This is a genomic window from Paraburkholderia lycopersici, assembly GCF_900096975.1.
Classification (GTDB): domain Bacteria; phylum Pseudomonadota; class Gammaproteobacteria; order Burkholderiales; family Burkholderiaceae; genus Paraburkholderia; species Paraburkholderia lycopersici.
The window spans coordinates 1-25,548 of sequence record NZ_FMYQ01000008.1 but is presented as its reverse complement, the minus strand read 5'-3'; the positions used below and the strand labels follow the sequence as shown (position 1 = coordinate 25,548).

At 57.7% G+C, this 25,548-nt stretch carries 21 protein-coding genes and 4 pseudogenes; 7 read left to right on the top strand and 18 right to left on the bottom strand.

The annotated features are described in order from the left end of the window. Positions 1-53: 53 nt before the first annotated feature. From BLU17_RS10900 to BLU17_RS10890, 3 genes and pseudogenes are all read right to left on the bottom strand, one after another. Positions 54-2,636 (bottom strand): DEAD/DEAH box helicase, encoded by a 2,583-nt coding sequence (locus BLU17_RS10900; protein ID WP_091996749.1) that lies wholly within the window; start codon positions 2,634-2,636, stop codon positions 54-56. Beyond that, positions 2,629-3,576 carry a HamA C-terminal domain-containing protein gene (locus tag BLU17_RS10895; protein ID WP_143189225.1) on the bottom strand — a complete coding sequence of 316 codons (948 nt, stop codon included), beginning with the start codon at positions 3,574-3,576 and terminating at the stop codon, positions 2,629-2,631. Before BLU17_RS10895 ends, BLU17_RS10900 begins: the two co-directional genes overlap by 8 nt. A 428-nt stretch (positions 3,577-4,004) precedes the next feature. Next, positions 4,005-4,853: pseudogene (locus BLU17_RS10890) on the bottom strand (zinc-binding dehydrogenase); the annotation flags it as partial. A 664-nt stretch (positions 4,854-5,517) separates the two neighbouring features. Between BLU17_RS10890 and BLU17_RS10885 the strand changes: the two are divergent. Beyond that, positions 5,518-6,324: an RMD1 family protein gene (locus tag BLU17_RS10885; protein ID WP_091996747.1), complete on the top strand. Its 807-nt coding sequence runs from the start codon at positions 5,518-5,520 to the stop codon at positions 6,322-6,324. A 166-nt stretch (positions 6,325-6,490) separates the two neighbouring features. Here BLU17_RS10885 and BLU17_RS34385 read toward each other — a convergent pair whose 3' ends face one another. Beyond that, positions 6,491-6,799 (bottom strand): BPSL0761 family protein, encoded by a 309-nt coding sequence (locus BLU17_RS34385; RefSeq protein ID WP_342713819.1) that lies wholly within the window; start codon positions 6,797-6,799, stop codon positions 6,491-6,493. Positions 6,800-7,343: 544 nt separating this feature from the next. Between BLU17_RS34385 and BLU17_RS10875 the strand changes: the two genes are divergently transcribed. After that, the gene (locus BLU17_RS10875; protein WP_245746802.1) at positions 7,344-7,685 is read left to right on the top strand and encodes an H-NS family nucleoid-associated regulatory protein; all 342 of its coding nucleotides are present in this window, start codon (positions 7,344-7,346) and stop codon (positions 7,683-7,685) included. A gap of 339 nt (positions 7,686-8,024) precedes the next feature. On the opposite strand, the pseudogene BLU17_RS33720 reads toward BLU17_RS10875, so the two are convergent. From BLU17_RS33720 to BLU17_RS10860, 4 genes and pseudogenes are all read right to left on the bottom strand, one after another. Next, positions 8,025-8,165 (bottom strand): annotated as a pseudogene (locus tag BLU17_RS33720) (MFS transporter); the annotation flags it as partial. A gap of 23 nt (positions 8,166-8,188) precedes the next feature. Further along, positions 8,189-9,076: an ATP-binding protein gene (locus BLU17_RS10870; protein ID WP_143189224.1), complete on the bottom strand. Its 888-nt coding sequence runs from the start codon at positions 9,074-9,076 to the stop codon at positions 8,189-8,191. After that, the gene (locus BLU17_RS10865; protein WP_091996744.1) at positions 9,030-11,648 is read right to left on the bottom strand and encodes a YhaN family protein; all 2,619 of its coding nucleotides are present in this window, start codon (positions 11,646-11,648) and stop codon (positions 9,030-9,032) included. Before BLU17_RS10865 ends, BLU17_RS10870 begins: the two co-directional genes overlap by 47 nt. A 5-nt stretch (positions 11,649-11,653) precedes the next feature. Next, entirely contained in the window at positions 11,654-12,910 is a 1,257-nt protein-coding gene (locus BLU17_RS10860) for a metallophosphoesterase family protein (protein WP_091996743.1), read from the bottom strand. Between the two features lie 421 nt (positions 12,911-13,331). Here BLU17_RS10860 and BLU17_RS33100 point away from each other — a divergent pair, with 421 nt between their 5' ends. Further along, a complete protein-coding gene (locus tag BLU17_RS33100; RefSeq protein ID WP_176929019.1) occupies positions 13,332-13,508 on the top strand; it encodes a hypothetical protein in 177 nt (58 codons plus the stop codon). 205 nt (positions 13,509-13,713) lie between these two features. On the opposite strand, the gene BLU17_RS10855 is transcribed toward BLU17_RS33100, so the two are convergent. From BLU17_RS10855 to BLU17_RS10845, 3 genes are all read right to left on the bottom strand, one after another. Beyond that, entirely contained in the window at positions 13,714-17,127 is a 3,414-nt protein-coding gene (locus BLU17_RS10855; RefSeq protein WP_091996742.1) for a TM0106 family RecB-like putative nuclease, read from the bottom strand. Positions 17,128-17,374: 247 nt separating this feature from the next. Continuing rightward, on the bottom strand, positions 17,375-17,737 hold the full coding sequence (locus BLU17_RS10850) for a hypothetical protein (protein WP_091996741.1): 363 nt from the start codon (positions 17,735-17,737) through the stop codon (positions 17,375-17,377). 13 nt (positions 17,738-17,750) lie between these two features. Continuing rightward, entirely contained in the window at positions 17,751-18,107 is a 357-nt protein-coding gene (locus tag BLU17_RS10845; RefSeq protein WP_091996740.1) for a hypothetical protein, read from the bottom strand. 270 nt (positions 18,108-18,377) lie between these two features. Here BLU17_RS10845 and BLU17_RS10840 point away from each other — a divergent pair, with 270 nt between their 5' ends. Then, the gene (locus BLU17_RS10840) at positions 18,378-18,791 is read left to right on the top strand and encodes a helix-turn-helix transcriptional regulator (protein WP_091996739.1); all 414 of its coding nucleotides are present in this window, start codon (positions 18,378-18,380) and stop codon (positions 18,789-18,791) included. Here the strand turns inward: BLU17_RS10840 and BLU17_RS10835 are convergent. From BLU17_RS10835 to BLU17_RS10820, 5 genes are all read right to left on the bottom strand, one after another. After that, positions 18,738-19,754, bottom strand: coding sequence for a hypothetical protein (locus BLU17_RS10835; RefSeq protein WP_176929017.1), 1,017 nt, complete (start codon positions 19,752-19,754; stop codon positions 18,738-18,740). The genes BLU17_RS10840 and BLU17_RS10835 overlap by 54 nt on opposite strands. Positions 19,755-19,881: 127 nt before the next feature. Beyond that, positions 19,882-20,088, bottom strand: a complete 207-nt coding sequence (locus BLU17_RS32300) for a hypothetical protein (protein ID WP_143189223.1) — start codon at positions 20,086-20,088, stop codon at positions 19,882-19,884. Positions 20,089-20,115: 27 nt separating this feature from the next. Then, a complete protein-coding gene (locus tag BLU17_RS33715) occupies positions 20,116-20,523 on the bottom strand; it encodes a hypothetical protein (protein ID WP_245746801.1) in 408 nt (135 codons plus the stop codon). 46 nt (positions 20,524-20,569) lie between these two features. Next, on the bottom strand, positions 20,570-20,959 hold the full coding sequence (locus BLU17_RS10825) for a hypothetical protein (protein WP_091996738.1): 390 nt from the start codon (positions 20,957-20,959) through the stop codon (positions 20,570-20,572). Between the two features lie 14 nt (positions 20,960-20,973). After that, a complete protein-coding gene (locus tag BLU17_RS10820) occupies positions 20,974-21,882 on the bottom strand; it encodes a 5'-nucleotidase (protein ID WP_091996737.1) in 909 nt (302 codons plus the stop codon). A gap of 124 nt (positions 21,883-22,006) precedes the next feature. Here BLU17_RS10820 and BLU17_RS10815 point away from each other — a divergent pair, with 124 nt between their 5' ends. The 3 genes from BLU17_RS10815 to BLU17_RS10805 all read left to right on the top strand — a co-directional run bounded on the left by BLU17_RS10815 (position 22,007) and on the right by BLU17_RS10805 (position 24,705). Continuing rightward, positions 22,007-23,071 (top strand): helix-turn-helix transcriptional regulator, encoded by a 1,065-nt coding sequence (locus BLU17_RS10815; RefSeq protein ID WP_091996736.1) that lies wholly within the window; start codon positions 22,007-22,009, stop codon positions 23,069-23,071. 41 nt (positions 23,072-23,112) lie between these two features. Next, positions 23,113-23,940, top strand: coding sequence for an SIR2 family NAD-dependent protein deacylase (locus BLU17_RS10810; RefSeq protein WP_091996735.1), 828 nt, complete (start codon positions 23,113-23,115; stop codon positions 23,938-23,940). A gap of 99 nt (positions 23,941-24,039) precedes the next feature. Further along, on the top strand, positions 24,040-24,705 hold the full coding sequence (locus BLU17_RS10805) for a hypothetical protein (protein WP_143189222.1): 666 nt from the start codon (positions 24,040-24,042) through the stop codon (positions 24,703-24,705). A 265-nt stretch (positions 24,706-24,970) separates the two neighbouring features. Here the strand turns inward: BLU17_RS10805 and BLU17_RS10800 are convergent. Further along, positions 24,971-25,141 (bottom strand): annotated as a pseudogene (locus BLU17_RS10800) (IS3 family transposase); the annotation flags it as partial. Positions 25,142-25,257: 116 nt separating this feature from the next. After that, positions 25,258-25,385, bottom strand: a pseudogene (locus tag BLU17_RS32295) (IS21 family transposase); the annotation flags it as partial. Positions 25,386-25,548: the final 163 nt, after the last annotated feature.

The following is a 25,548-nucleotide window of genomic DNA, read 5'->3' as shown; positions in this document are numbered from 1 at the left end:
TCTCCACGCCCCACTCGACCACAGACGAGTGAGGCGTGGCGCGCAACGGGATATTAGCCCCGCTGCAGCAACTTCAACCGCGACAATTCTCCGAGGATGACGCTCGACACCTTCAAATCGTCTCCACGCCGCGAGCGCAGCCAAGAGCGAATTTGCGACGCCGTCCAGTCCGTGCTCCTGATTTCCTTGCCTAGAAGTTGTGCTGATATGCGCGACATGCCGAGTTCAATCAGCGAAATCACTGTTCGCGTGCAGGCGCCGAGTTCCAGGGCCAGCGACACCGGATAGACTTCATCAGCTTCCTTCGTAAGGCCTGCTTTACGCAGCGCAGCGGAGAAACAGTCACAGTAAGCGCGCGTCAACTGAACGTACGTGAAGTGAAGCGTCTTTTCGAGCAGCTCGAAGATTCGCCGCACGGCAGTGTTCGAATTGGTCAATCCGCGAGCATCTTTTCTCGGGCGCTTCGGTGCGCGGCGGTAAGTCAGCTCCCCCTCGACCAGGGCGGCAATCGTCGCGCCCTTCATCCATGCGTTTGCCTGATGGTTAAGGTATCGGGCCCACTTCACTGCCGGTTTGCCTTTTAGAAACTCCTCGATGGCAATGAACATCTGCTGGTGGCGAGAATAACTATCGGGTTGCATAGGATGGGTGGGGTAGTATTCCCGCCACGTGCCATCCTCGACACGAGCTTCAAGAAACTCGTACATCGCCTGGAGACGCCACGGCGAAATGAGCCAGTTCCGGTCCATCACCGTCAACGGCACATTCAATTCGCCAAGAGCGTCTTCCAGTTGCGTCCGCAGATTGTGCGCGTCCTCCGCGTCGAGATGTGCTGCCGAGCGCGCGATTGTTTCCTCGAATGTTCCACGGCGTACGCGACTTAACATCAAGCCCGCTGCAGCCTCATAGTCACGTGGGTCGTCGAACGACTCGTCGACCTGCCCGCGTTTAGCGATGTACTCTTCCAGCTTCGTCAGCCCGCGCCCGAGGACTTTGCTCAGAGCAGGCTCGACCGTCACTTGCGGAGGACTGTCGAGCAACTTCTCCGGCCAGTTGTCGTAGTCCACGAGGAAGACGTTGCCAGCGACGTCATGGGAGAGTCGTCCTGCCCGACCGACAAAATTCCATACGTCATCTTCTTCGAGTTGGCCTGATTTGCCACGCTTGACCTTATCGATGAACACATTCCTTGCTGGCAGATTGACCCCTTGGAACAGGGTCGTCGTACACGCGAGATAGCTCAGACTGCCATTGCGGAAGGCATCTTCCAGCGCCTGCCTCAGCAGCGTTGGCATAAACCCATAGTGAAAGCCGACGCCACGTCGGATGCAGTATTCCAGGGTGTAGTCACGGTGGACGTCGCTTTGGATAAATCGCGCCAGCTCGATAAGTTCCGGATTTTCCGTTTCGGGAAGTTTCGTCGCAATCTGGAGGGCTATATCTTCCGCATTTGCTTGGCCCGATGCATAGATTAGCGAGCCGCCTGCCGCGCCGAGCTCTAGGCAGACTGCAGCGAGCAGCCCACTCCGCCCCCCGAAACCATCCTCACGATGCAGGTGAGCAATCGTTACCCGACGGCTGTTGTCCATCATCTCGAGCGTCAAGTCTGTCGTCGAATTAGCCTTCGTCTTCACCACGATTTTCGTTGAGACGACCGGCGAGTCCTGCGTAAGATGCGTCTCTACTTCCGGCCGACCGACGACAGCGGCAAGGTTATCTACGCGGCTCGCCATAGGCGCAATGAAATGCTGATGGCATCTCGGGTTCGCTCGATTGATGCGTTCGAGACACTCCTGCAGAATCATCCCGCGTGACCCGTCACCCATCTGCTGTGCTTCGTCGACAATGACGAAGTCGAAAGACGCGAACGGCACTTCATCGAGATAGGAAAGCAGGCGTTCTTGCGTCACGACAAAGACCTGCCGCGCGCGGGCATCGGCGTCCTCAATCGGAACACTCGTGATGCGAAGTGTCGGGTCGTCCGTCCCAAGCGACAGGGAGAGCTTGTCCTGCACCTCCGCCATCAACGCACGGGTCGGAACGATGTACGCAACGTGTACGGCCGACGCCTCTTTGATTTTCTGGACGACATACTCGCGGACTACGAACGACTTACCCGCTGAGGTGGGTGCCGAGATTGCCGTGGAACGGCCTAGTGCGAGGTCTTGCCATATATCGAACTGGAAGTCCGTAAGCGGGACCTGGCCGCTCGGCAGACTGACGGTATTGTGGTATCGCCGCGTAAAATCACGAATGTGCACGACCCTCGGCAAGCTGTCTTCGCTTACGTCGTGCTTGTCCCGAATAAAGCGCGATGCTGGGAAATTTCCGAGCTCCGAAAGAATGTGGCTGCATGCCGCCACAATTTCAGGACCGCGCTTAGCTGCGACACCGTACAGCGCAATCGTCTGCGCGAGCTGATGACTGCGATGGTCGTCGTCCATCGCGAAGCAGCTGGCAGACTCGACAAGCCTAGTCAGCCGAAGGTCTTCGTCCTCGTCATCGTCGATATCGAGCTGGAGGTCGGCGTTTTCGGTCAGCGCCGCAATTCCGCTGGCGCACAACCACGAGTAATCTCGTTGGAACGACGGATTGTTCCGAATGCGCTTCGCGAGTCGCGCAGCAAAGTTATCCATTGCTCAACGCCCTCTCAAACTCTTCACGGAATTCAGCCACACTCGGAAAGCCTAAGACAAAGGTAACAATCTTGTCCTCAGGAAGGTCGCGCTTCTTGTAGGCATTGCTAACCATCGCGCGCCGAGCTTCACAGCCATCACTGAAGGCCTTCTCTAGGACTCCGGTCGCGCTGGAACCAGACACGCTCTCGAACGCCGGCTCGTTGTATGCGAGTAAGCACGCGTGCGTGTCGAGACGCTTAGCCGTCTGCACGCCAGAGTAAGGGTCGAGAAAGTCTTCCAGCGCCTGTTGTGCGGCTTCGTCTAGCTGGTCAAAGTTGCCCAAATCCAAAGTTAGGCGAAGTTCGACAGTTTGCTTCATCCCATCGCGAAAATCGCCGATTGACTTTGAGGCGTCGTTCGCTGCGGAGTCAATCGTTTTGTGCACTTTCGACTCGAGATAGATTACCTCGAGCTGGTCCGAAGCGCTCCGATATTTGACGTGGACACCATCCGCCCCAAACACTGGCATCGTGGTATTCGTCTTCGCATGCATCTTTGCAATCGCCATCGGCGCTCGCAGAAAATGCTCGACGAATACGTAGGCGAGCATTTCCCCGCCCTCGCCCGAACGCGCTGGAAAATCCGTACGATATTTCTGAAATGCGTGCCGTGCGTCGCGTCGCAGGGTCGCCATTGCGGCAGCTAAATCAACTAGATTTTTCCCATGCCGCACTATCGCTTTCGCGAGCCGCTTGCGGGGAAGACAATAGCCAATTATCTGGTCAGCAAGCTTCGCCGCCAACTCCATCATCATCGGTTTATCGTCGCGCAACGCCAAAAAGAACTGCCTGATTGACGCGCTTTCTGATTGCAGTTCAGGACGCTCAGTACAAAAGTTTGGAACCCAATCCATTGTCCCGAGCAGACTGTCTAACTCCGCTTCAAGATTGTGTGACACCGTAACGCCTTTTATTCTCGCAGCCGTCGACTCATTGCGTGAGCGCGATGACCTCCAAAATTATGCGTAGCGAATAGGCCAGATATGGCTGTTCCCCGAACGACATATCCTACCGCATAGCGTAAGATTTTCGTATCGACGTTTGCACTACGATTTTTCGATTAGGCGCCGCCGTCTCATAAGCAGGGCCGTCGCCGAATTACATATGGTAGCGCGGGCGGCCCACTTTGAGGCTGCGATACATTTGCAATCAATCAAAATCGGACCCAGCCGGCGTTCCGATGGCTGAAGCAAACTGGTTCTACGATGACGAAAACGAGGGAATCTTGAAACACGCTACCACTTGAAGTAACGATGCCACGCGACCGGTTCGCGTGGCATACATAAAGCCGCAGGGTCAGCGCCTGTAATCGGTGCAGCTCAGAAAGTCAGCCCGTCGTGAGGATGATTTTCCCAACGTTCGCCGACGACTCCATGCGTCGGTGAGCATCCGCGGCTCGTGCCAGAGGATACGTGCTGTCGACAACAGGTTCGAGACGCCGGCCGCCGGCGAAACGATTGAGCCAGTACTCGCGGAACCGACGCACCATGGCGTGTTTTTCAGCCTGTGCACGCGACTTCATGACCGTACCGATAATCTGGATGTGGCGATACAGAATGGTCTCCAGGTCGACACTTACCTGCCCACCGCCGCCCAGAATCCCGACCTGCACAAGCCGTCCTCCATGCGCGAGCGAAGCGATATTGCGCGCGAAATAGGGCTCACCCACAAAATCAATCACAACATCGACGCCCCGCCCTTCTGTCTTCTGGGCCACGACCGCCGCAAAATCCTGCGTGCGGTAGTCGATAGCATGGTCGGCGCCGAGTTGAACCACGCGTTCGAGCTTCGATGCCTCTGCGGTTGCGAACACGGTCGCGCCAGTCGCGTATGCGAGCTGGACCGCAGCAGAACCCACGCCGCCCGCCGCCGCGTGAATGAGCACGGAATCTCCTTGCTTGAGGCGTCCGAGATGCATCATCGCTTCGTGCGCCGTGACAAACACTTCGGGGATGGCCGCCGCGTGCACGTAATCGAGCTGCGCCGGAATCGGCATCGCCATGCGCCAGTCGATGCGCGCGAGTTCGGCGTATGCGCCCCCGCCGACCACGCCCATCACGCCCATCACGCGGTCGCCAACCTTATAGCCTTCGACCGAGGCGCCGACTTCCAGCACCTCACCCGCGATTTCCAGCCCCATGATGGTCGAGTCGCCGAAATTCGGCCGACCGTACCCTTAGACTCTCGCCCACAAAAAGGGCGGCCACCAGATTCCCGAGGACGCCGCCCACAAGAATCCAGTGCTTGCGACTACGTGGGGCGACCATGAGCAGGGATAGCAGTGCCGCATTGCTGAGCCATATCGGCGCGATTTCGCCTGCAACACCCTTGAGGGTTTGGCTGGCGAGGTAGGCTAGCGTTGTGACCACCAGCGCAATCGTCAACTGCCCTATGTCGGTGAGCAGGGCTGGACAGCGCGACGCACGCGAGACTGCTTGTCGTTCTGACGGCCGGTGACCAGACGAATTCTCCATTTTTGTACTTGAATCTTATGTCGCAGGCATGACCTTCGCTATCGGAAGGAACACATTAATCGGCCTGCTTCGCAGGAACTTGTGACAAGACCTAATACCGGTGTACTTCTGAAATATCGGCTGAGGATTCGAATACTTTACGCCATTTGAATATTCATTCCGATGCCGGCGCCCTCGCAATCGTTTGCGGCTAAGGCGACCACCCACAAGGTTCGCCTGCTCCGCAGGCTGTTTGGATTCGACGCGATGCCTGCAAGCTAAACTCTTCCCGACGAGTTTTGAATGAAGTGTTGTGGGTCGATACGTGACGTACCGCTGAGAATCGCACCTATACTTTCGATGACTCCAACGAATTGAAGTGACCCAATGTCGAATCTCGCCATCAGTTCGCTTCCGCAGGTACAGGCGCGTGCGCATCTCATCGCCGACCGGATTGAACTCAAGAACTTCAAAATCACCGATTCACTCGCCACCACGCCGCTAACGGTAACGGTAGGGGGGGCTGACGGCATCGCCGTTCTTTTCCGGTACGGCGTCGTCGTGCTTTTTGGTGTATCGCTTGGTGATGAACAACGATTTCTCTCGTCGTTAGCTCAGTTGCTGTACAACGCCTACGGGCGACCTCAGCTCGAAGAAATCGCCATCCAGAGCGGCAAGACGAACGTTGGAGTGCAAGGCGGTGCAGTCTGGCTCGATGCGCTGACGTTGGAAAAGGCTCAGGTGATAGCGGACAGCCTCAGCAAAAGCCTTGTGCTGTCGATGTACGAAGACAAGACCGCGAGCGAGTTCGATAGCATCATTCCGTTGGCATCGGAACTGGCAAGAACAGGAAAGGTGAGCGCGGACGCCAAAACGCTACTCTCAAAAATTGGCGCGATGCTCCTAATCGAACACCGAATGGTCGGCCGGGCTGAAATCGGCGACAAGCCGGAGACCCTTTGGGAACACCCGGAGCTCAGCGGCCTCTATGCACTATTGGAGGACGAATACGAACTGCACGAGCGACAGGCCGCGCTTGAACGCAAGCTGCAACTAATTTCAGGAACTGCGCAAACATTGGCAGAAATCGCGGAAACCAAGCACGTTCACCGCCTCGAATGGTATGTCATAGGGCTTATTGCCCTTGAAATCGTGATTGGTTTGACGGACCTGACGCATAAGTTCTTTTTCTGAGTGCTTTCGCGTGGCCGGCCGTCGTGCTGCCCGCAGAATCCTTGCGCCCGGCAAATGCGAACTCCTCGTCTGCAGGACCGGCGTGATACCGTCCGCCTATCTTGCGCACAAGAAGCTGGGCCGTGCATCCGATACAATTCCGACTGCCGATTCTCTCGGGAAATCGTTAGGAACCGGATGCAGTTTCGCTATCTTCTTCTCCATGACCGCGAATATCGTCAGCATTGCCCCGTCCGGGAGTGCCACTCCGAAATTTTGAGGCTGCTGCTGAGCCCAACCGCCTGTGTTTCGGTGCGCCCCAGATTCTGGGCAATGCTGCAGCCGACACATCCAGGTCGATGTCATGTGGGTAGTGCCTGAGCAGGCATAGCGCCTCCATCTGGACGGGCTTGCCTATGGTTATGTCGCCACCAGCAGCGAGCATCTGCAAAAGCTCTCTCGTCTCAATAACTGCTTTCGTGCGCTCATATGGCATTGTCATCGTCAGCTCCGTCAAGCAGGCGTTGGGTGACGTCGGCGTACGACGTGACTTCCCTTGTTGGGCTCGCGCGAACCGACTGCCGTGAGCCCCGGCTTCGACTGAGTTCCCCGCTCCCTCAGGACAGGGGTTGGCACAGCATTGAAGAAAACACCCAACTTCCCGCTGGATACAGCCGCGAGTTCGCAGCATTCGTCGCTGAGGTGGAGACCCGGTCAGGCGCTGTCAAACATCATATGCTCGATATGCGGTGACTGTTGGTTAGTTTCCCCAGCCAAGGTCTCTAATCACGAAGCCGGTCGCGTGCAAAGCAAGCGCTGCGTCTTCGTGGGATGGGGCCTAGAAGCGTCGTCGGCTAACGCGAACAGGTAAACAGCACACGTGGCGGAACTCGCCAAGCCCGAATCTATATGCTTGTGCATGAGCGGGCTGCACGCCATATCCGGGCCGCACAGAGAGTCGATAGCTCTGTGGTATCCTCGTCTCACGCGACTTGCACAGGCTCAATCTGACAGCCATGTTGCGAGTGGAGATAACCAGGATGGATGAAAGAAAGCGAGATAGCATCGTCGCCTACCTGCAACGCAGAATGGCCGAGTTCGATATCACCCCAGAGGCCATTGCAGCCTCAATCGCCGAGGACCAGCGTCGACTCAATGCCGTGAAATATCGCGACGCTGCGGGGAACAGTTGGGATGGCCACGGCGCAGCCCCTCAATGGGTCGTCAAGGCGACCAGTGCAGGCCAATCACTCGAACATTTCGTCGTTGAGGTATCGCGCCAACAGGATGCGCCGAAACGTTCAAATGTAGATTGGAATCAAGACCCGTTCGCCGGCAGCCGATTAGCCACGAGCAAAGTCGTGCACGCTGACGTCCGTTGATTGAGTTCCCAACCGCCAAACACCATCGCGACCAGAATGTTGGGCGGCACCATTCAGCTTGACGTATCCAGAACTTGTCGCTCAGCGGCACGACGCTCTGTCCAACGCGACCGAAACGACGGTCATAATCCTTCGGAGACCAGACATTGACGACGACCACTGAGTCGCCACGTGCTGAGGTGTTTCGCAAGTACCGTGACTCGACAAATTATTCTTTGCTAGATTCGCTCATGGTTTGATTTCAGCGCCTCTAGTGGTTTCGTCGGAATGCGCAGACGCATCTTCCGCAGCAGTGCCTTTGGAGACGACACGCGAGGAATCGAGCAAACGAGGCTCTTGCATACACAACGCAACCACGAGGCCAAAAAAAACGGTCAGTGCGGCAACGGACAGGATTGCGGCACTGAACCCGTAATGGTCCGCAACGATTCCCGCCATCAGTGCCCCAACCGCGTAACCGATGTCGCGCCAGAACCGATACCCGAAAGCTGATAGGTCGTTGATTACAGGTGCACGACATTGATGGCATCGCCCAATGTATCTCGAGCGAGTGCTTCCATGTGATGGTGGTGGGTCAGAAAAATCACCTGGGTCTGTTTGGCAAGGGACGCCAATGACCGCAGGCCCGCAGCCGACCGCGCATCGTCATAGTTGATGAACAGGTCGTCTGCTATGAAGGGCAGCTTGGGCGCCTGCTCCAGGCGAATTTCCAAAGCGGCCAAGCGTAGCGCCAGGAATAGCTGGTCTCGGGTGCCATCGCTCATCCCCGAGATACCCACATGCTTGCCGTCGGGCCGGCGCCCCTCCAGCACCATGGGTTGCTTGTCGAAGTCCACGACCAAGCGCTCAAAGGAACCCTGGGTCAGCTCCGCAAATATTGTGCTGGCCTTGGCCAGCATCGGGCCTTGCTTATCCTGACGATAGCGGTCAATGGACCAGCGCAACAATCGGGCAGCAGCGAACACCTTCACGTAGCGCTCGGCCGCATCGGCCATCTTCGACAAGGCCTCTTGCCGCTGACCCTCTGCCTGCGCCGCCGCGTCCGAGCCGCCAATCGCCGTCAATGTGGACTCTGCGGTCGCCAGTTCTGCGGATAGCACTCCCTGGCGCTCGACGACAGTCTTAAGGTCGCCGGACAGCGCGGCAATCTCCGTGGCAATCTCCGGCAAGTTGGCCGCTGCAATCTCAGCCTCAACGTCTTGTCTCGATTGGCCATCCCCGCCCGCTGTCAGGTCGCGCCTTAGTCGGGAGGCTTCCTCCAGCAATCGACGCTTTTCATCGGATTGAGCGATGCTTTCAGCCAAAGCCTCGCGCGTAGATACGCCGGCCCGCGTCTTCAAAGGCTCAACAACGGCCTCTGCCTCTTGCTTGGCGAGTTTCCAACTCGGCAACGTGCTGTTCCGCCGCTCGCAGCGCAGCGGCTAGCCTCTCTCGTTCACCTCGCGCTTCATTGGCCTGCCGCACCTTGATGACAAGTTGTTGCACCGCCTCCGCAGGCTCCTGGCCGTCTAGGGGCACGGCAATAGCGCCGCACAACGCGTCAACATCCTCGGCAAACAAGGCGAGGTCAGCGTTCATCGTATCGATGCGCTCCGCCTGAATCTGGCAAACCTTGCGTGCCTTTTCCTCGATTTCGCCAATCAGTTCCAAGGCGCCTTCGACAGTCCCGGTATCGTAGGCAGCGTCCAGTCCAGCATTCGACAGTGTGGAAGCCCAATCGTCAGCCCACGAGGCCGTCTCCCTTCTGGCCGCGACCAAGTCATCTTGGAGCGCCACGTAGATTTGGCGGGCCGTGACCAATTGACCGTTCAGTGTGTCCCGACGCCCTTTGACGCCATCCGCTTCAGAAATAAGATGCTCGGCTTGAATGCACAGCGCGCTCAAGTTCTCAGCGCTCACCGGGGCAACCCCGTTCTCCTCAAGGACCGTGAACAGCTCCTGAGTCGCGTCCGCTATGGCATTCAACGCGGACTGAGAGTCCTTCTGGGCTTCAAGAAGCGCTTGACCGCGCTCAACCGCGACGTCCTTCTTGCGAATCCAGTCTAATGCATCATCAAGCGGCAGACCGTCGAGGCCCGCTGCCGCGGTTAGGGCACCCCATTCGGAAGAGAAAGTGTCCAGTTGCCCTTTTGCTGTTTCCAACTGGCGCTCAAGGCGGGTTTGGGCATGTTGCTGTCTTTCGAGCTCATCTTTGTGCGATTGAAGTTCCGTCACATCTTCGACGTTACTCAAATGCGTATCCGCCAGCGCATCTGCATTATGCATCGCCGATTCGAACTGTTCGGCGTCAGTCTCAAAATCGTCTGCCCGTTGTTTGACGGCCCCCCATTTCTCGTCGCGCTCAGCTCGCGCTTGTTCCACCATCGCATAGGTGGTCGGATGTCTCAGTTCCGTGAATTGATTGACCCGAAGCTCGGCTTCCCCGACAGCAGAAATTTGCTCGGACAGGTCCTCGGACAGCGACTTGACCTGAACGTCGAGATTCTGCCGTTCACGCAGTCGGTGTGCGATAGCCTCTCCGGATGGGAGCTGAAGCTTTGACAGGCCCTCAATGTCCATGCGCCAAATGCCCAGCGCTCGCAAGGCCGTCTCAAGCCCGGTCTCAGCTTTTTCGACCTGGACACGTTGCCTTTCCTGAACCTGTGCGAGGTCACCCAAGGATTGCGCCCTGCGCAAAGCCGCCCGTAGGCCAGCTGTTACCTTGACCTCGGACAAACCGCCCAATTGGGCTTCAAGCGACTCAATATCGGCCTTCTTTGTCCGCTCAGATGAGTCCGCTGCCTTGAGGGATTGTTCAATCCCACTGGCTTTCCTCGCAAGGTCTCCTAGCTTGCGACGAATCAACAACGACGGCAGCTTGAGCAGCAAGTCTTCTTCTGAGTCGTAGGCCCATTTCAATTGGAGACAGGCGCGGCGGACTTGCCCCTGAAGCGCCTGAATTTCGCTTTTTCGTCGTTCGATGTCCCTTGCGTATGGCTCGTACCGGACGCGTCGCGCCTCCAGTGCGGCAATGCGCTGCTCGGCGCTCAGCAGGAATTCATCCACGGAAATCGCCGACAGCGATTCCCTGGCGGCAGTCACCTCGCCCTTGCGAATCTTCAACACGGCTTCCGCGCGAGCGATGTCGCGTTCTGCCTGGCTCAGCGCTTGAGCCGCATCTTCCGGCAGGTCGGTCGCTTCTTTAAGGAGTTCCAGGGCAGAATCGTTTTGACCGAGCGCGTCAATAAGCGGTGCCAGTCGGCGCACTCGTTCGAGCCGCGCTCGACGCATATCGAGTTCGCGCCAACTAGTCCGTGCTGCCTCCAGAGATTCTCGTAACGTCTCGACGGCGCTGTTTGCTTCGGCCCAGACCTTCGTGCGAACCGAGGCTTTCTTGAGAGCGCTATTCGCCTGCTCAAGTTGGTCAGCAGCGGCATAGTAAGCGCGCTCAGCCGATTTTCGGGGCGCCCAAAGCTTGTCGGCTTCTGTGGCCAGTTGGTCTCGCACTGTTCCCAGGCTCGCCACCCCTGCAGCAGACTGGAACAGGATTCGGCCGATGTCACTTTCGGCATTCAGGATGTCATTGCCGCCCTCAACCAGTCGGAAGTGGTCAAGACCGAACATGCGGTCAAAAAAGTCTCTGTCAATACCGCCCAAAAATGGCTCAAGTGCCAAATCAGGCAGCACACCGTCTGCTGGCGTTCTGAGCGTCTGCCGTTGGGCCTTGATTCGGACGAAGTCCAGTGACGTCTCGCCATTGCTTACAGAGGCACCCAACTTGAGTTCGTTCAACGGATGTAAGAACCCGTGCGGTGAGCGCACTGGAATGCCAAAGAGTAGGTCGAGAATCGCTGCTCTCAGCGTCGATTTGCCGGCCTCGTTCGGACCGACGATAAGATGAAAGTCAGTTGTCGAGCCGCGGAACTCAAGAGACCGTTCAGAGAACTTGCCGAACTTGAGCAGGTCGAGTCGTTGGAAGCGCATAGCCGTTACTCCGTCTTCTCAAGATGGGCCAGCAGACCTGCACGCGCCTCATTGACCAGTGCGCTCAGATTCCCTGATTTGATTTCCGGAAAGTAAGCAATCATCTGTTGCAGCTCAGACGGTGCCTTGGTCACCAGGCCGAGCAGGTCCGCCTGAAGCGCTTTCAAGAAATCTTCGTCGCCCTCGGCAGTCGCCAGCAATTCACTGAGGTCAGACAATGCGTCGTGTCGTGCCTTAATGGTCTCCCCGTCATTTTTCATGGCGGTTCGAACCCGCACTTTTTCAATCCACAACCGTTCGGGTGCCAGCGCTGCAGCGACCCCCAGCACTTCCTGGCGGAGTTGGGCCTCTTCCCCGAACAGGTCTCCGTGCGCGGCCGTTTTGCCAACCAACGTCACCCTCATGGCATAGGTCAGGCTACCGCTGGCGTTATCCAGAAATTGGGTCAGCTCGCGTTCGACAGTTCGGATGGCCACAGCCAGCGATTCGCATGCGGAGACATCCACGACCAGGTCGTGCCACCGTAAAACGTCAACATACAGGCGTTCAAGCGTTCGCTGGCCTGTGCTATCCACGCTCACCAGAACAGCACCCTTGGCCCCCGTTTCCCGAATGTGCCGCCCCTGGAGATTGCCAGGAAACACGATAGTCGAAGGCCCCTCCCAAACACGATGCTCGTGCACATGACCCAAGGCCCAGTAGTCGTAGCTCATGGCATGCAACTCATCCAAACTGCAGGGAGCATAGGGTGCGTGCGCCGAATTTCCTTCAAGTGCCGTATGCAGCACCCCAATGTTGAACATGCCGGGTTCGGGCGCGGGATAGGTCGTGACTAGGTTTTCATACGTCGCGGCGTCTTTGAAGCTTCGACCGTGCAATGCCACCTTAAGGTGCTCGATGCGGAAGGTCGAACACTTTCTGGTCCCAAATCCGTAGACGTTGTCCGGTAACTGTAGTTGCTTGGTCATCTCGCTTTCGGCGTCGTGATTGCCGTAGAGGAGATACACCGGAATATTCGCTTTCTTCAGGCGTCCCATTTCCTTGGAAAAGTAGATGCCTGTGTTGTGGTCTTTCCACGGTCCGTCGTATAAGTCGCCCGCAATAATCATGAAGTCGACCTGCAGCTCGATAGCCTCACTGACCAGGTTGGTAAACGCGGCGCGCGTTGCCCCTCGCAGGAGGTCTGCCGGGGCATCCTGATATGCGCTCAAGCCGATGAGGGGGCTGTCGAGATGTATGTCTGCCGCATGGATGAATCTCAATATTTTCTCCGTTTAGGCTTTTTCGATAATCGGATTCAACTCATTTGGTGCAGGATGCGCCGACAATTGAAGGCGAATTGCGGTGGACGACAAGACTTCTAGCTTGATGGTCGAACGTTCAAGCAGTGTCTGGAACCATTTACGCAGTTCAAGTTCACCAAAAATGCGCGGAGACTTATCGGCATTGCATGTACGGTTGATGAGTCCGAGGATACCTTAACGCATCAAGTTTACGCCAAAGTTAGCGCCGCAAATCGGTCGATTTCTGCCATTTGATTAGCCCACAGCGCAAGGCGCATACGCCCAAAGTCCTCCGGCATCTTGTGGCATGCCAGAATCCAATAGCAACTACGTGGCGCTATCGCACATGAACAGAGCTACGTACACTATGCATCCCTCGTACAGAACTGTGTGAGACCTGATGAACAGACTGCTCGATATTGGCTTCCTGGTCGCTGGAGACTGGTTCCTTGAAGACGGCGCGCTGCGGATTGCATTTCGGCAGCACGCCGAGCAGCGCAACGTCCTCTACTCAGGACGTCCCTCTAAAAAGAACCCGGCGAGAATATCGGGCTTCAAAAGGGTGGTTGGTCTATGAAGCTGTTGCAGCTTCATAGACCAACCACCCGCGCGGACCAATGTGAACTTGAACGCGTTACGTCGTCCCGGGTACCCGCGCCGCATCAACCATGTCCTTCGCCTGCGCGACTGGTATCGCGCCAGTCGCGTCATCCAGCGCATCAAGCTTCGCCTGGGTCGCGCTCAGACGACCACCCGCGCCTTGCCAGGTTGCCCCACCGTCCTCAGTCCGAGTACTGCACGAGCGCGCACAGCGTGTTGACGAGTGCCATCTGCTCCGGCTTTGAGCACGGCACGGTGAGCAGGTCGGGACAAGCGACCAGGATAGCAAGCGCCTTCGCCCGCGAGATTCCAACATTCAGGCGATTCTTGCTGAACAGAAACTCGATGTCGCGCGGGAGGTACTCCGCGTTCGAAGTCGCCATCGACATAATGACGACGTGCGCTTCCTGTCCCTGGAACTTGTCGACAGTGCCGACCCGAGCGCCTGCGGGCAGCGCCCGTTTGAGCTCATTGACTTGCACGTTGTACGGCGCCACAACCAGGATGTCGTCAAGCGTCATCGGAACCATCCGTCGGCCGTCGTCGCGCGTCCCTTGAAGGAGTTCGTTGACGAGGCTCACCACCTTCTGTACTTCTTCCTTGCTCGATTGCGCGTTTCCGTCATGCTGGACGGGAATGAAGCGAATGCCCGTCATCGGCGCGGCGCGCTGCCCTTCGAAGGGGGCATTCACGACGCGAGCGGAGGTACCAGGCGCTGGCTTCAGGCGACTGTCATACACGGCGTCCGAGATGAATTCGCAGACGTCGGGGTGCATGCGATAGGTTGTCTTAAGAAAGATGCCTTTGTCCGACGGGATAGTCGCAACGCCATCGAGCAGATAATCGAGTGAGGACTCTCCGGAACGGCCCGGATGCATGCCCTTGCTCGGCTGCGCGAGCTGCATCTGGTCGCCGAGCAGCACGATGTTCCTCGTGCACATGCCAACGGCTGCGAGGTTCGCGAGCGCCATCTGCCCTGCTTCGTCAACAAACAGGTAGTCGAGCTGGTCGCGCATCTCTTCCTTCACAAAAAGCCACGAGGTGCCGGCGACAAGGTCAGCCTCGCCGTAGAAGACGTCATCGTCTTCGGCCACGTCAATGATGATAGAGCCTTGCAGTTCCGATTCCGGGCCGGTGGACTTCTTCATGCCGGAGAAAACGAACTTCTCAGCGTGCGCGCGTGTTTCCACCGCTTGTAGCAGATTGTTGATGGCGTGATGGCTGTTCGACGTGACGCCCACGCGCTTTCCCTGCTTCAGCAGGTCGAGGATGACGTGCGAGCCGGTGAACGTCTTGCCGGCGCCCGGCGGTCCCTGCAGGAACAGGCACGTTTCGTCCATGCCCTTGACGACATTGATAACCTGGGTCAGCAGGTCGGCTTTCTGATTGATAAGCGCGGAACCAGGCGCGATGCCCTTGATTCGCGGCGGCTCACGGCGCAACAGCGCATGAACGGCGCTGTAACTCTTCCCGCCGTCGCGGAAGTCCGTCGCAAAGTGAACAAGCGCGGCGCGATGGTGTGTGGTGTCGACGGGCCCGTTCGGTCCGATGGACAACAACTTCTCCGGCTCCGAAGTCGCGGTGAACGAGACGCTCAGGCTGTCCATGTCGACCAGCAGGTTCGACAGCCCTTTACCCGTCATCACATCCATGCAGCGCGAGTCACTGCGCAGCTTGGTCTCCTGCGGTGGTGCGTTGTAAAAGTAGCGCTTTGAGCGTTTGACCGCTTCGGGCGTGCGCGTGGTATCTCGCGTCAAGCCACCGAGGCATTCCGCATCTTCGATGAGCTCAACATCCGACATCTCCTTTCGTGCGAACACCGCCCACCACTCCGGCTTCGCTTCGCGCTGGTGAAAAAACACCATCTGCGCGATAAGTGCGCGGGACTGCTGGTCTGGTGTCCAGTCCTTTTCATCGGCGGGCAGCGGCTTCAGAATCGACTCGACGAGCAGCTGAGCTTGAAGAACTTCTTCCTTGACGGCAGCAGCTGCTGCCGCAACTGCGGTCGCGTCGCGGCGATTTGACCATTGAAGCGGCGTCGGCCGAAGCGAAAGCAACCACTCGAGGAGCTGGTACGTCGATACGACGTCGTCGCGGTTGTAGTCCGCAATGTCCTGCAGCAGCTTGTCCGCACCAGCTTTCTGTTCCGGGTCTTCACGCAGGGCTTTCCAGCGCTCGTAAAACACGATACTCGCGCCGGCATTCGTGACATCGCCCGCACGAACACCGCGGTAGAATCGTTCAACGTACTTGATGGAATAACTCGACTCGGATACGCGCAGCGCCTCGCGCACGACTGCGTACAGGTCGATGAGCTTGCCCTGCCGGAGAAGGTTGTCCACGGACGATTCGCGCGTGCCGTGCACCGACATCAGCTTTTTGAGTGCGGTCGGCTCGTAAGGCGCGTAATGATAAATGTGCGCGTCCGGGTGCTTCTTCAGGCGCTCGTCGAGGTAGTCCATGAACGCTTCGAACGCGAGCTTCTCTTCGGCGCGGTTATGCGCCCAGAACGCACGAAAATATCCGCCCGGCCGGTCGACTTCCCAGACCCCGAACAGATACTCAAGGCCGCCGCTCTCCAGCGGATTGCCTTCCATGTCAAAGAACATGTCGCCAGGGCTCGGTTCCGGCAGGCGTTCGAATCCGCGAAGTCGGGTGTCCTCCTTGGCTTTACGGAGAAGAATGACTTTGCGCTTTCCGGTGTTGCGGAAGTGGCGCTGGAGTTCCGCTTGCGAGCGCAAACGCGCGAGCGTCTCGTCCGCAATATTGGAGACAGACGCGCCGGGCGGCATCGTTGCAAGCGCTTCGAGCGTAGGCACGCCTGCACTGACAAGCTTGCGCACCTGCACGCGCGTGATGCCCGCGACCTGCGACAGATGGTCATCTGCTACACGGCGCTTATCGCAGAGCTGGCTCCAGTGACACTGGGAGCACTTGTCGCACGGGTCAGGATACGTCTCGGCTGCGGCAGCGGTGATGCTCGCAGCCTTATGATTTGTCACGCGTGCCAGAAAGCGGGACAGCGCCATATCGAAACAGTGGCGGTATTCGGTGCAGCGGTAAGTCGTCGCCTTGTTCGAGCCGAGAACGACCGCCATGTGCTCCGGATAGACGCCTTGTGCCTTGGCGAGCAGGTGCGAGTAAAAGGTAAGCTGCGTGATGAACTTGCCGCGCGACGAAAGCGCGAGCTTCGTGTCGAAAGCTTCGTAGCTGAAGCACCCAAGGTCGGACGGCTTGGCAACTTTTACCAAAAAATCTGCATAGCCCAGAAGATTCGAGTCGAGGAAGGCGGCCTGGTAGATGACGTCGTAGCCTGCGCGCATCGCCTTGAGCGTCGCGTCCACGCGCGCCCGGATGTCTTTGCCCGCAACCGCGTTGATGTCGATGATGGACTTGCCGGATGCTGTCAGGTCAGCGAGATAAGCTTTCTCGTGTTTGAGTCCCCGTTCCTGCACGAGCGCAAGCTGTTCGTCAGCCGGGTTTCGCGGCAGCGGCGTCTCTAGGTCAATCAGCGCGAGTGTCGTGCTGTATTCACACTCAAGGAAGGAAACCAGGTCCGACGCCGAATAGATTCTCACCCCACCAAGTTGCAGCATCTCTTCTCCATCTGGTTTTGCGCAGACTGCTCACCATACGTGAGGATGGGGACACCGTGTGTCCTCTCCTCCTGGTATTGTTACGCCATCAAAACGGCCGGTTGTGGTATCGACAGGTTGCCATGGAGCCTTCAGCGAACTGCCTGGCGTCCTTCAGGAATCCGTCGAACATGCCGTTACTCCACGGGTCGTACCGTCCCCTCGACATGAAAAAGCCCGGAGGGGCGTTTTCATCGTGCATTGGAGGCTACTTCCAACCGTCGTACTCTGGGTCGGTATCGACCTCAAGGGACGGTGCGAACACCGTCCCCTTCCACCGCGGGTGGTTCATGTCGAGTGGCAGCCCGTGGTTCTCGCGCAACCGTTTCGAGTTGTAGACTAGCGCGCGCTTTCCTTCGCGCTTAAGCTCCGCAGCGAGCGCCATGTAGGCTGCAATGGAGAGCTTGGGCGCCTTCTGGAAAAACTCGGCATCCTCCCAAGGCGAGTCTTCCGTAAACACCTGCCAGTAGTACTTGTAGACACGCCGGTTCTGGTTGAGCGAATAGTCGCCAGAGCAGAAGCTGATTCCAGCCGAAGACCGGGCCAGATTTGCTTTTGTTGGTCGAAGCATGTGCTGAACTCCCTTACGCAAACCGAAGTCGTTTGCCTTCCCAGACTGCATATCCGAGCTCGACCAGCAAGGGACCTACGTACGACGCCACGCGCGTTCTACTGAAGAAGGTCCCCTGGCTCTTATCTTCCAGACAGGCGCTAATGTCCTTGAGCGAAAGTATCTCCCCGCGATGAGCCGCTACCAGCCTGTCAAGTACACCCTTGTTCATCTTGCTGACGGCACTTTCGCCGTATCTCAGGTGAAAAACGGTCTCCTCCGAGAACGTGGCGGAGAATGTCTTTTTCTTGATTGTGCTCAGTTGCATTTCCGTACCGGCTTCGGACCAGTCAATGTCCGGAGCTGCTGCGATTTCCACGATGTCGGCCACGTATTCTCCTTTGGTTGCATGCCCAATGCCACCTTTCGGGTGGCTCGTATGTACTGCCCGCACTACGGATGTCGGCTGAAATCCGGACGTCTTGAGTACTGCCGTTGCGAGAAAACCGATTCTCCCCAGGGTAGAGGACAAAACCTGTCCTCTTCTGCCGTAAAATCAGCCGCTATGAAAACGCGTCTGGGAGACCACCGTGGACCGAGACAGCCAAGTACTGGATGAAGCCATCCTGAAGGTGTTGCCAACCAATCAGCGCGACATAAAATGGATGTGCGCATCCTGCTTCGGGCGGACCGCATCCTGCATGCGGCGGAAGTAGCCAGTATCAACGGCAAAGAAGTCAGCCAGACTTTTCCATATCCAACTGACTTCAAGCTGCGCAATTTTATCGACAACGACCAGCGCTTTAACTTCCTGGTCGAGCCCAAGGTCCGCATTCGCATCGCCTTCGACGGCGTCGCGGGAAATCATCTGCTTGAAGAGTCGCGCATTTCTGCCGACCAGACCGCCTCCTATCTGGAAGACGGACGCCTTGTGGTCGAAGGCACGGTCGTTCCTAGCCTCAAGTTGCGCTGGTGGTTACGTTCGTTCGGCGACACGGTTGAGGTACTGGAACCGAAGTCGTTACGCGATGAGTTTGCGGAGGCCTATCGCAAGCTCTCTGCACGATACAAGTAGTCGTCGGCTTCGAGCGCCGGAAGAACCCACGCAAAAGGACGAGGCACGGATGACCTGGCTGTTGCGGACCGCAAGCGCGCTGCTTTCGCTCCCTTCGCACCGCTCGCGGCGTGTATTTCGCGTGCCTGAGGGGCCGTCCGCACCGGTCGTATATGAGCCTTCAGCGAACCGATGCAGGAAAGCTCGGCGCTTCTTGGCGGGGTCTTTCCGAAAGCTTCGCTTGTTAAAGCCATGCTGTGTAATGCGGTCCTTGTCAGCAATGCTGACCATTGGCTGGGATTCGGGAGCCAGAACTCCACCCCAGAACATATCCAGTTCCTGAAAGGCCTCGACCGGACCGAAGAGGCGATAAAACTGGATGCCCTTCAGTGGGGGATTGATTTCCAAAAGCGATTTATAGAAGCGGCCTCCGACGTGCAATACGGCGATGGCCGTCCGGTTTTCTACGCTCCATTGCATAAGTTCGTCGCTACCTTGACGCTGGAAAAAGCGCTCCAGCCCTTCGTTCAGCGTTCCCTTGGCAAGGGGGTTGTCGTACTCGAGGAATGAATCGCGCTTCTTGTTCATCCGCTCATCGCCCAGCAGCCCCCTGAGGTACTCCCGGGTCCCCGCACCCTCGTAGAATACGCGTTCCTCGATATCATCGGTGTCCCGATGTTGACCGGGTTCAACCGGCTCCGCCCTCCCGACTCTATCCACGCCATGCTCGCGGCGAACGCGAAGTGCCTTATAAACCCGACCGCAGAAAACGATTGCGCACACGCCGAGCACGACACACTCGCGCGTTAAGTCGAACGCACCAGCCATTCCGGCGAGCTGGCCATACCTGTCAAACGTGCCGCTTCCATCGCGCTCGAGCTTCAGTTCGCGGGATTCCGGCACCCGCACGAAGACACGGGACTGGTCACTTCCATGCGCCATCGCGCTGTCGTAGTAGTCTTTGAACGGACCGAGGATTCTCATGTCATTTATGTGAGAATTACGAAAAAGCGACGGGAAGCTGGCCCCGTTGAGTCGCAAAACCAATTACTCGAAGCTCGTGCACTGGTTCAGCACATTCGGTGTTCACCAATGCGTCGCCCCAACGACGTTAATCGTCATCGTCGCAACGGACCAAAGCCATCAACTGATTGCCGTTTCCAAACACGTGAAGCCGGGAATCGAATGTCTTGTCCAGTTGCGGATTGTAGATTCCAACCATTCTGCCACCCACGTAGGCGAATTGCTTCCCCTGGCTGCCGGTCTGGATACGGCCAACAATTCTTGACGAACCATCACGAATATAGATTGTGCTCACAACGCCTCCGTTCTGTTGTCTTGCCAATTAGAAGTTGTCCGCCCAGCGGTCCCAGAAGCCCGGCTCATCGTGGTGCGCGTTCTTCATGGCAAACTGCAGCGAGACGACGTAGAACCGCACGTCTTCAAAGCGCATCGTTCCGTCCGGATACTCGAGAAATGCCTGGAGCTTCCTGTACTGGTCGTCGGTCTCGTCGAACGGCACATTGATGAAAATTTCCCCGGCGTAGGAGCGCATTACCGTCTCGGACGCGACCTGCCCACATTCGCGCCACTCGATGCCTTCACGGTCGAGCCATCGCATGATGTGCGAGCGGGACTCCAGACTCCTGTAGTCCATGTGGTGAGGACGCTGCGCCTTCAGGAACTCGAGATAAAGCACATCCCGATTCAATTTTCGCGCGATGGCGTCGATATGTTCCAGGAGCTGTGGCATGGCAGTTCATCCGTAGGTTGCTGGCAGAAAGGTCTGTCGTGTTGCGTCACTCAATAACGTAGTCCATCGCCGCGGCACACGCTGGACAGAGCGTGCGTATCCCGCCGCCATCCTTGTGTCTGCGCAGCATCGCCGCCTGAGTACAGCGTTCGCATGTGTTTCGACTCAGACCTTCTGCTGTGGCAACCCAGTCCTGGACCCTGCCCGTGGCGGGGCCCCGGAGATAGACACGCAAACTACCCAGTTTCTCTTTCACGCAGACGACTTGCAGGTCGGATTTCCTCGCTTGGGTCTCAAGCTTTCTCGACAGCTCGTCGATGATTTGGTACCAGCCGTCATCACATTCAAATAGGCACGCCCCCGAATAACGGGGTTCCAGCGAACGGTAGAGAGCCGGGTAGCTCGTGACGATTCCATTTTCGAGTTCTCGATTCATCTGCGATTCGCTCCTCAGTGAAGAACACATCCGGATTCATTGTTGATGCCGTACGGGACGTGCCCGGTCGCCACGAGTTTGCAGGCTGACTCGCAGTTTCTTACGTGGTCGTCGAAGAAGATGTCTGGCCTGAACTCCGCGAGAAAGCGCGCCTTGTCCTTGCCGCCGAGAAACATGGCCTCATCGACCGCGACACCCCATGCCATCAGCGTGCGAATCGCCCGCTCGTGCGCCGGCGCGCTGCGCGCTGTAACGAGTGCCGTTCGTACCGACATCCGTGACCAGCGCTGGCCACGCAGGGCACAAAGGGCTGAGAAGAACGGCTTTAGCGGCCCGGGGGGGAGCGGCGAACGCGCATTGCGCGCCTCATGGGCGTTGAACTCCTGCAATTGCCGCAGCCTGAAAACGCGCTCAGATTCGTCGCTGAAAAGGACGGAATCTCCGTCGAACGCAATGCGCAGCTCCCCATCGTCGCCGGCGGTGGTCAAACCTGAAATCGGATAGACCCGGGCGGCGGGAAATCCGGCCGCCATCGCGTCCCTGACATCGGGTGCATGAGCGGAAAGAAACAGGTTCGCCTCAAGCGGCTCGAGGTATCGGTGGGGCTTCGCGCCGCTGGTGAAAATCGCCCGGCTGATTTCCAGTTCATGATGTCGCGCCGATGTGAATACCCGCAGCCCAGTGACCGGGTCGTTGCGCGACAGGATGGCAACTTCGACGTCGTTGTTCCCGCCGCTATTGAAGGCGAGGAGCTTTCGCACCAGTGGAAAGGCAACGCCCGGGCTTGCAGGGACATCCAGCCGCGTGGCCTGCAGCGCGCAGTAAGCCGACGGGTCCTCTTCCCGAAACACCTGGTTCTCTGCCTCGAAGTCGAAAAGTGCTCGGGCGGAAACAGCGATGGTGATTTTTGTGGTCGAAGTCATAGGTCTCTCCTGTGGCCGGAGACAATGATGCGGGACACAAGAGACAAAAACTGTCCCAGTCGTCTCGTAGAATCACGACAAGCCTGAAATCCGACTGCCCCACCTTTGACTGACGCCCAGACTGATGACTTCCAGCCTTGATGAAGCGATTCTTCGAATTCTGCCCACGGACAGGGAATCGGACTCGTGGATGCCCACTTCACGGGTTATCCAGTTGCTGACCGACCGGGGCCACCAGGTCGACTATCCGCGGCAGGTCCGGCGCCGCCTTGCGCGGCTTGAGCGGGAAAAGCTTGTACTATCCACGATGGAGGGGCAGCAGCTTCTCTGGCAGCGCAAATCGTGGCTGCAGGGTGCCAACCAGATGGCTAGCCTGATGAGTGCTTCGGAGGCGGTTGCGTTCCACGCGCTCCGGCGCTTTGTGGCGGACAAGCTGCCCACGGCGGTTACCATGGACATCGAGCCACTGTTCAAGGCCGCCGATACACGGCTCTCGCAAGACGGAGAGGACAGCCGGCTTTATCGGGCCTGGGTAAACAAGATTGGTTCAGTGGAGCCTACCTATCTGCTGGGGCGGCCGCCCATCGACCCGGAAGTCTTCCAGACGGTTGTGACCGCGACGTTCTTCGAGCGCGAACTCCTTGTCCGGTATCGGCCGGCCTACAAGGAGATAAGGGACGAAGACATTAAGCCGAAACGGCTCTGGCCGCTCGCACTTGTCGAATCAGCCGGGCTCATGTACCTGGTCGCCCAGAGTCCGGACCACCCGCCTCGCCCCGAGGAAGGCAAGCCAAACTGGCTTCGGATTATGTATCGACTGGACCGTTGTATCTCGGCGGTCGATTCCGGGACGGCGTTTGCGTACCCACGGGATTTCAATCTGAAGGCGACGATTGAAAAGGAGCAGGTGTTCGACTTTCTTCCGGAGGCGCCTGTCGTGCTGGAGCTCGCGCTAGAGCCGCCCGAGGCGAAGCGACTTGAGGAGCGGCGCATGTCAGAGGACCAGCGACACACGCCGCTGCCCGACGGCCGGATAAAGGTGACCGGGACGGTCGTCCCAAGCGTAAAGCTGCGATGGTGGCTTCGCTCCCTCGGCGCTGCAGCGGAAATTCTGGCGCCGGCCGTACTCCGGGACGAATTCGCCCGCGAGGCGGCTGTACTGGCGAAGCGTTACGGCACCACCGCTTGAACGGCACACCGACAAATTAAACAGCGTAATCGGGGTAGTGGATGGAAAACGAAATTGCTATCAGACAGGCGGCCGCGTGGATTCGCGATGCGGACGGCCTTCTCATCACTGCGGGGGCCGGCATGGGCGTGGATTCCGGGCTGCCCGACTTCCGGGGAACGGAAGGCTTCTGGCGTGCATACCCGGCGCTGCGTCACTATGGATTTTCGTTCGAGGACATCGCCAACCCCGCGGGCTTTGCGAGCAATCCGCGCCTGAGCTGGGGATTCTATGGTCACCGCCTCGCGCTCTATCGCGCGACCGTTCCCCATGCCGGCTTCGGCACTCTGCTTCGGTGGGCGTCGACGATGAAGTACGGCGCTTTCGTTTTCACCAGCAACGTCGATGGGCAGTTCCAGAAAGCAGGATTCGATGCACAGCACATTGTGGAATGCCACGGCACCATCCACCGGCTTCAATGCGTCGAGGCTTGTACCGATGAGACCTGGCCGGCTGACGACTTCACGCCCACCGTCAACGAGACGACATGCCTGCTCGAAAACGAGATGCCCAGTTGCCCGCACTGCGGCGGGCTCGCACGACCGAACATCCTGATGTTCGGGGACTGTAAATGGGTGGACCGGGGCACAGACCAGCAGGAGCGGCGACTTGCAACGTGGCTCGATTCAGTAGAGCGGCTCGTCGTTGTCGAAATGGGCGCCGGCCAGACAGTGTCGACCGTCAGACGCTTCACCGAGCGCTACGGTCCTCGGGTCATTCGCATCAACCCGCGCGATTACTCGATTCCGTCGTCCATAGGAACAGGAATCTCGGGCAGGGCGCTAGAGACACTGCGGCTGCTCGATAATTTGCTCAGTGCCAGCAGTTAAGGATTGGAAAGACAACTGTACAATTCGCAGAGAGTGAACTGAAGACTGGCCGCAGCAGTCTAATCGCACACATCGAAAAATTTCTAACGGGGAATAAAGTTGCCACTTAACATCAGCGAAATACCAGAACTGTATAAACATTATCGATGGGCTGACAGGCACCCGCTGTGGGGCTATCGTGCCGACGAATTTCCAAATTTTGAGTGGATTAGCAGCCTTGAACGACGATTTTCCAACCTTGAAGCTACACCTACCCAAGCTCCAATTTACCTGATTCGCGAGATGATTCACTGGGGAGGAAGCCAGAATGGAGTATTGGAAAAATTCGAGCTCCAGCTTGGCACATACAACCTCGCCCATGCATTCGAACGAATTCAAGCAGCACTCGATACTCCAGAGGACGCAATTAACGCGGCCTTAGACATTCCGGGCATGGGACTTTCATACGCGTCGAAACTTCTCAGATTTCTTCGCCCTGAAACTTATGGTGCTCTCGATAGCCAGATTCGCAAATTTCTACTTGAAAGCAGAAAAGAGCCGCCGTTCTTCGACAAAATCTTCGATGGCAATAGAAAAAGCATGGTCAAAGGCTATGCAAAGTTTATTGAAATGCTAAAGGAATTGAAGGCCAGCCTCGAAGAGGCGGCGATTCCTCGTCCAAGCATGACTGGGGAGCGACTAACATGGCGCGCTTCCGATATCGAGATGGCCCTCTTTCAAAGGTCGCTTGAGTGGAGCGTAGAGCGCAGACGGGCTGGGGCATAGGCGAGAACCCGGCGAGTCTCCCGAAACCTCGCGCTCTGCCTCCCCCGCCTCTGCGATGACGCGTTGTTCGACCGTCATCTTCGCACGGGCAGGCGCTCGGTTCGCAGACTCACAGACGAACGTACCCGGGCAGCCTGCCGGCGATTGCCAGCTGCTTACTGAAGCAGGCGCTATGCATCGGGCATCGCTAAAGTCAACGATTGGTCCGCTGCAGTGGCAAAAAGCGTGACGTTCCCTCGTTTTTTCGCCTTCCAGAGGCCCTGGGTTATGCGGCCGTATCGTTTGTCCGCTGAGCTGCAAGCCAGTCTTGCATGACTTGGGTTGGCGACATGAAGCCAAGCGATGAATGACGACGACTGCGCTTATAAAGCACTTCGATGTATTCGAACAAGTCGGCAGCGGCCTCGCGATGCATGCGATACCTCGCGCCGTGTATCGCTCGCCAGCCGTTACGGGCTGTAACAGCCATTGAGCGTGATTCGTGTGTCGACGCTGATGTCGAGCACTGCAGCCCTTGAACGTGGCTAATTTCATCAGGTGTGGCTTACGTTACTTGTAACGAACCACCTGCTCATCGTGCAAATAGCGGAGCGGTGCACCGTGTAGTGCGACAAGCCCGTTTGCCACGCTATTTCCCGCACAGCTGTTCCCCGTCTTGCCAACGCTTTGATTTCCACCATTGCTTGCTTCTGAGTGGAGTCAGCATCGACGGCAAAAAAACCAACGCCCTCTCCCAAGTGGGTTAGTTGTAAGCGATCCATTGTCGACGTCGCTCTGAGCGACGGGTCGAGCGCCATGATTCACTGAGAGGCGTGCGTGTGCTCAGCGCAGGGTAACAGGCAT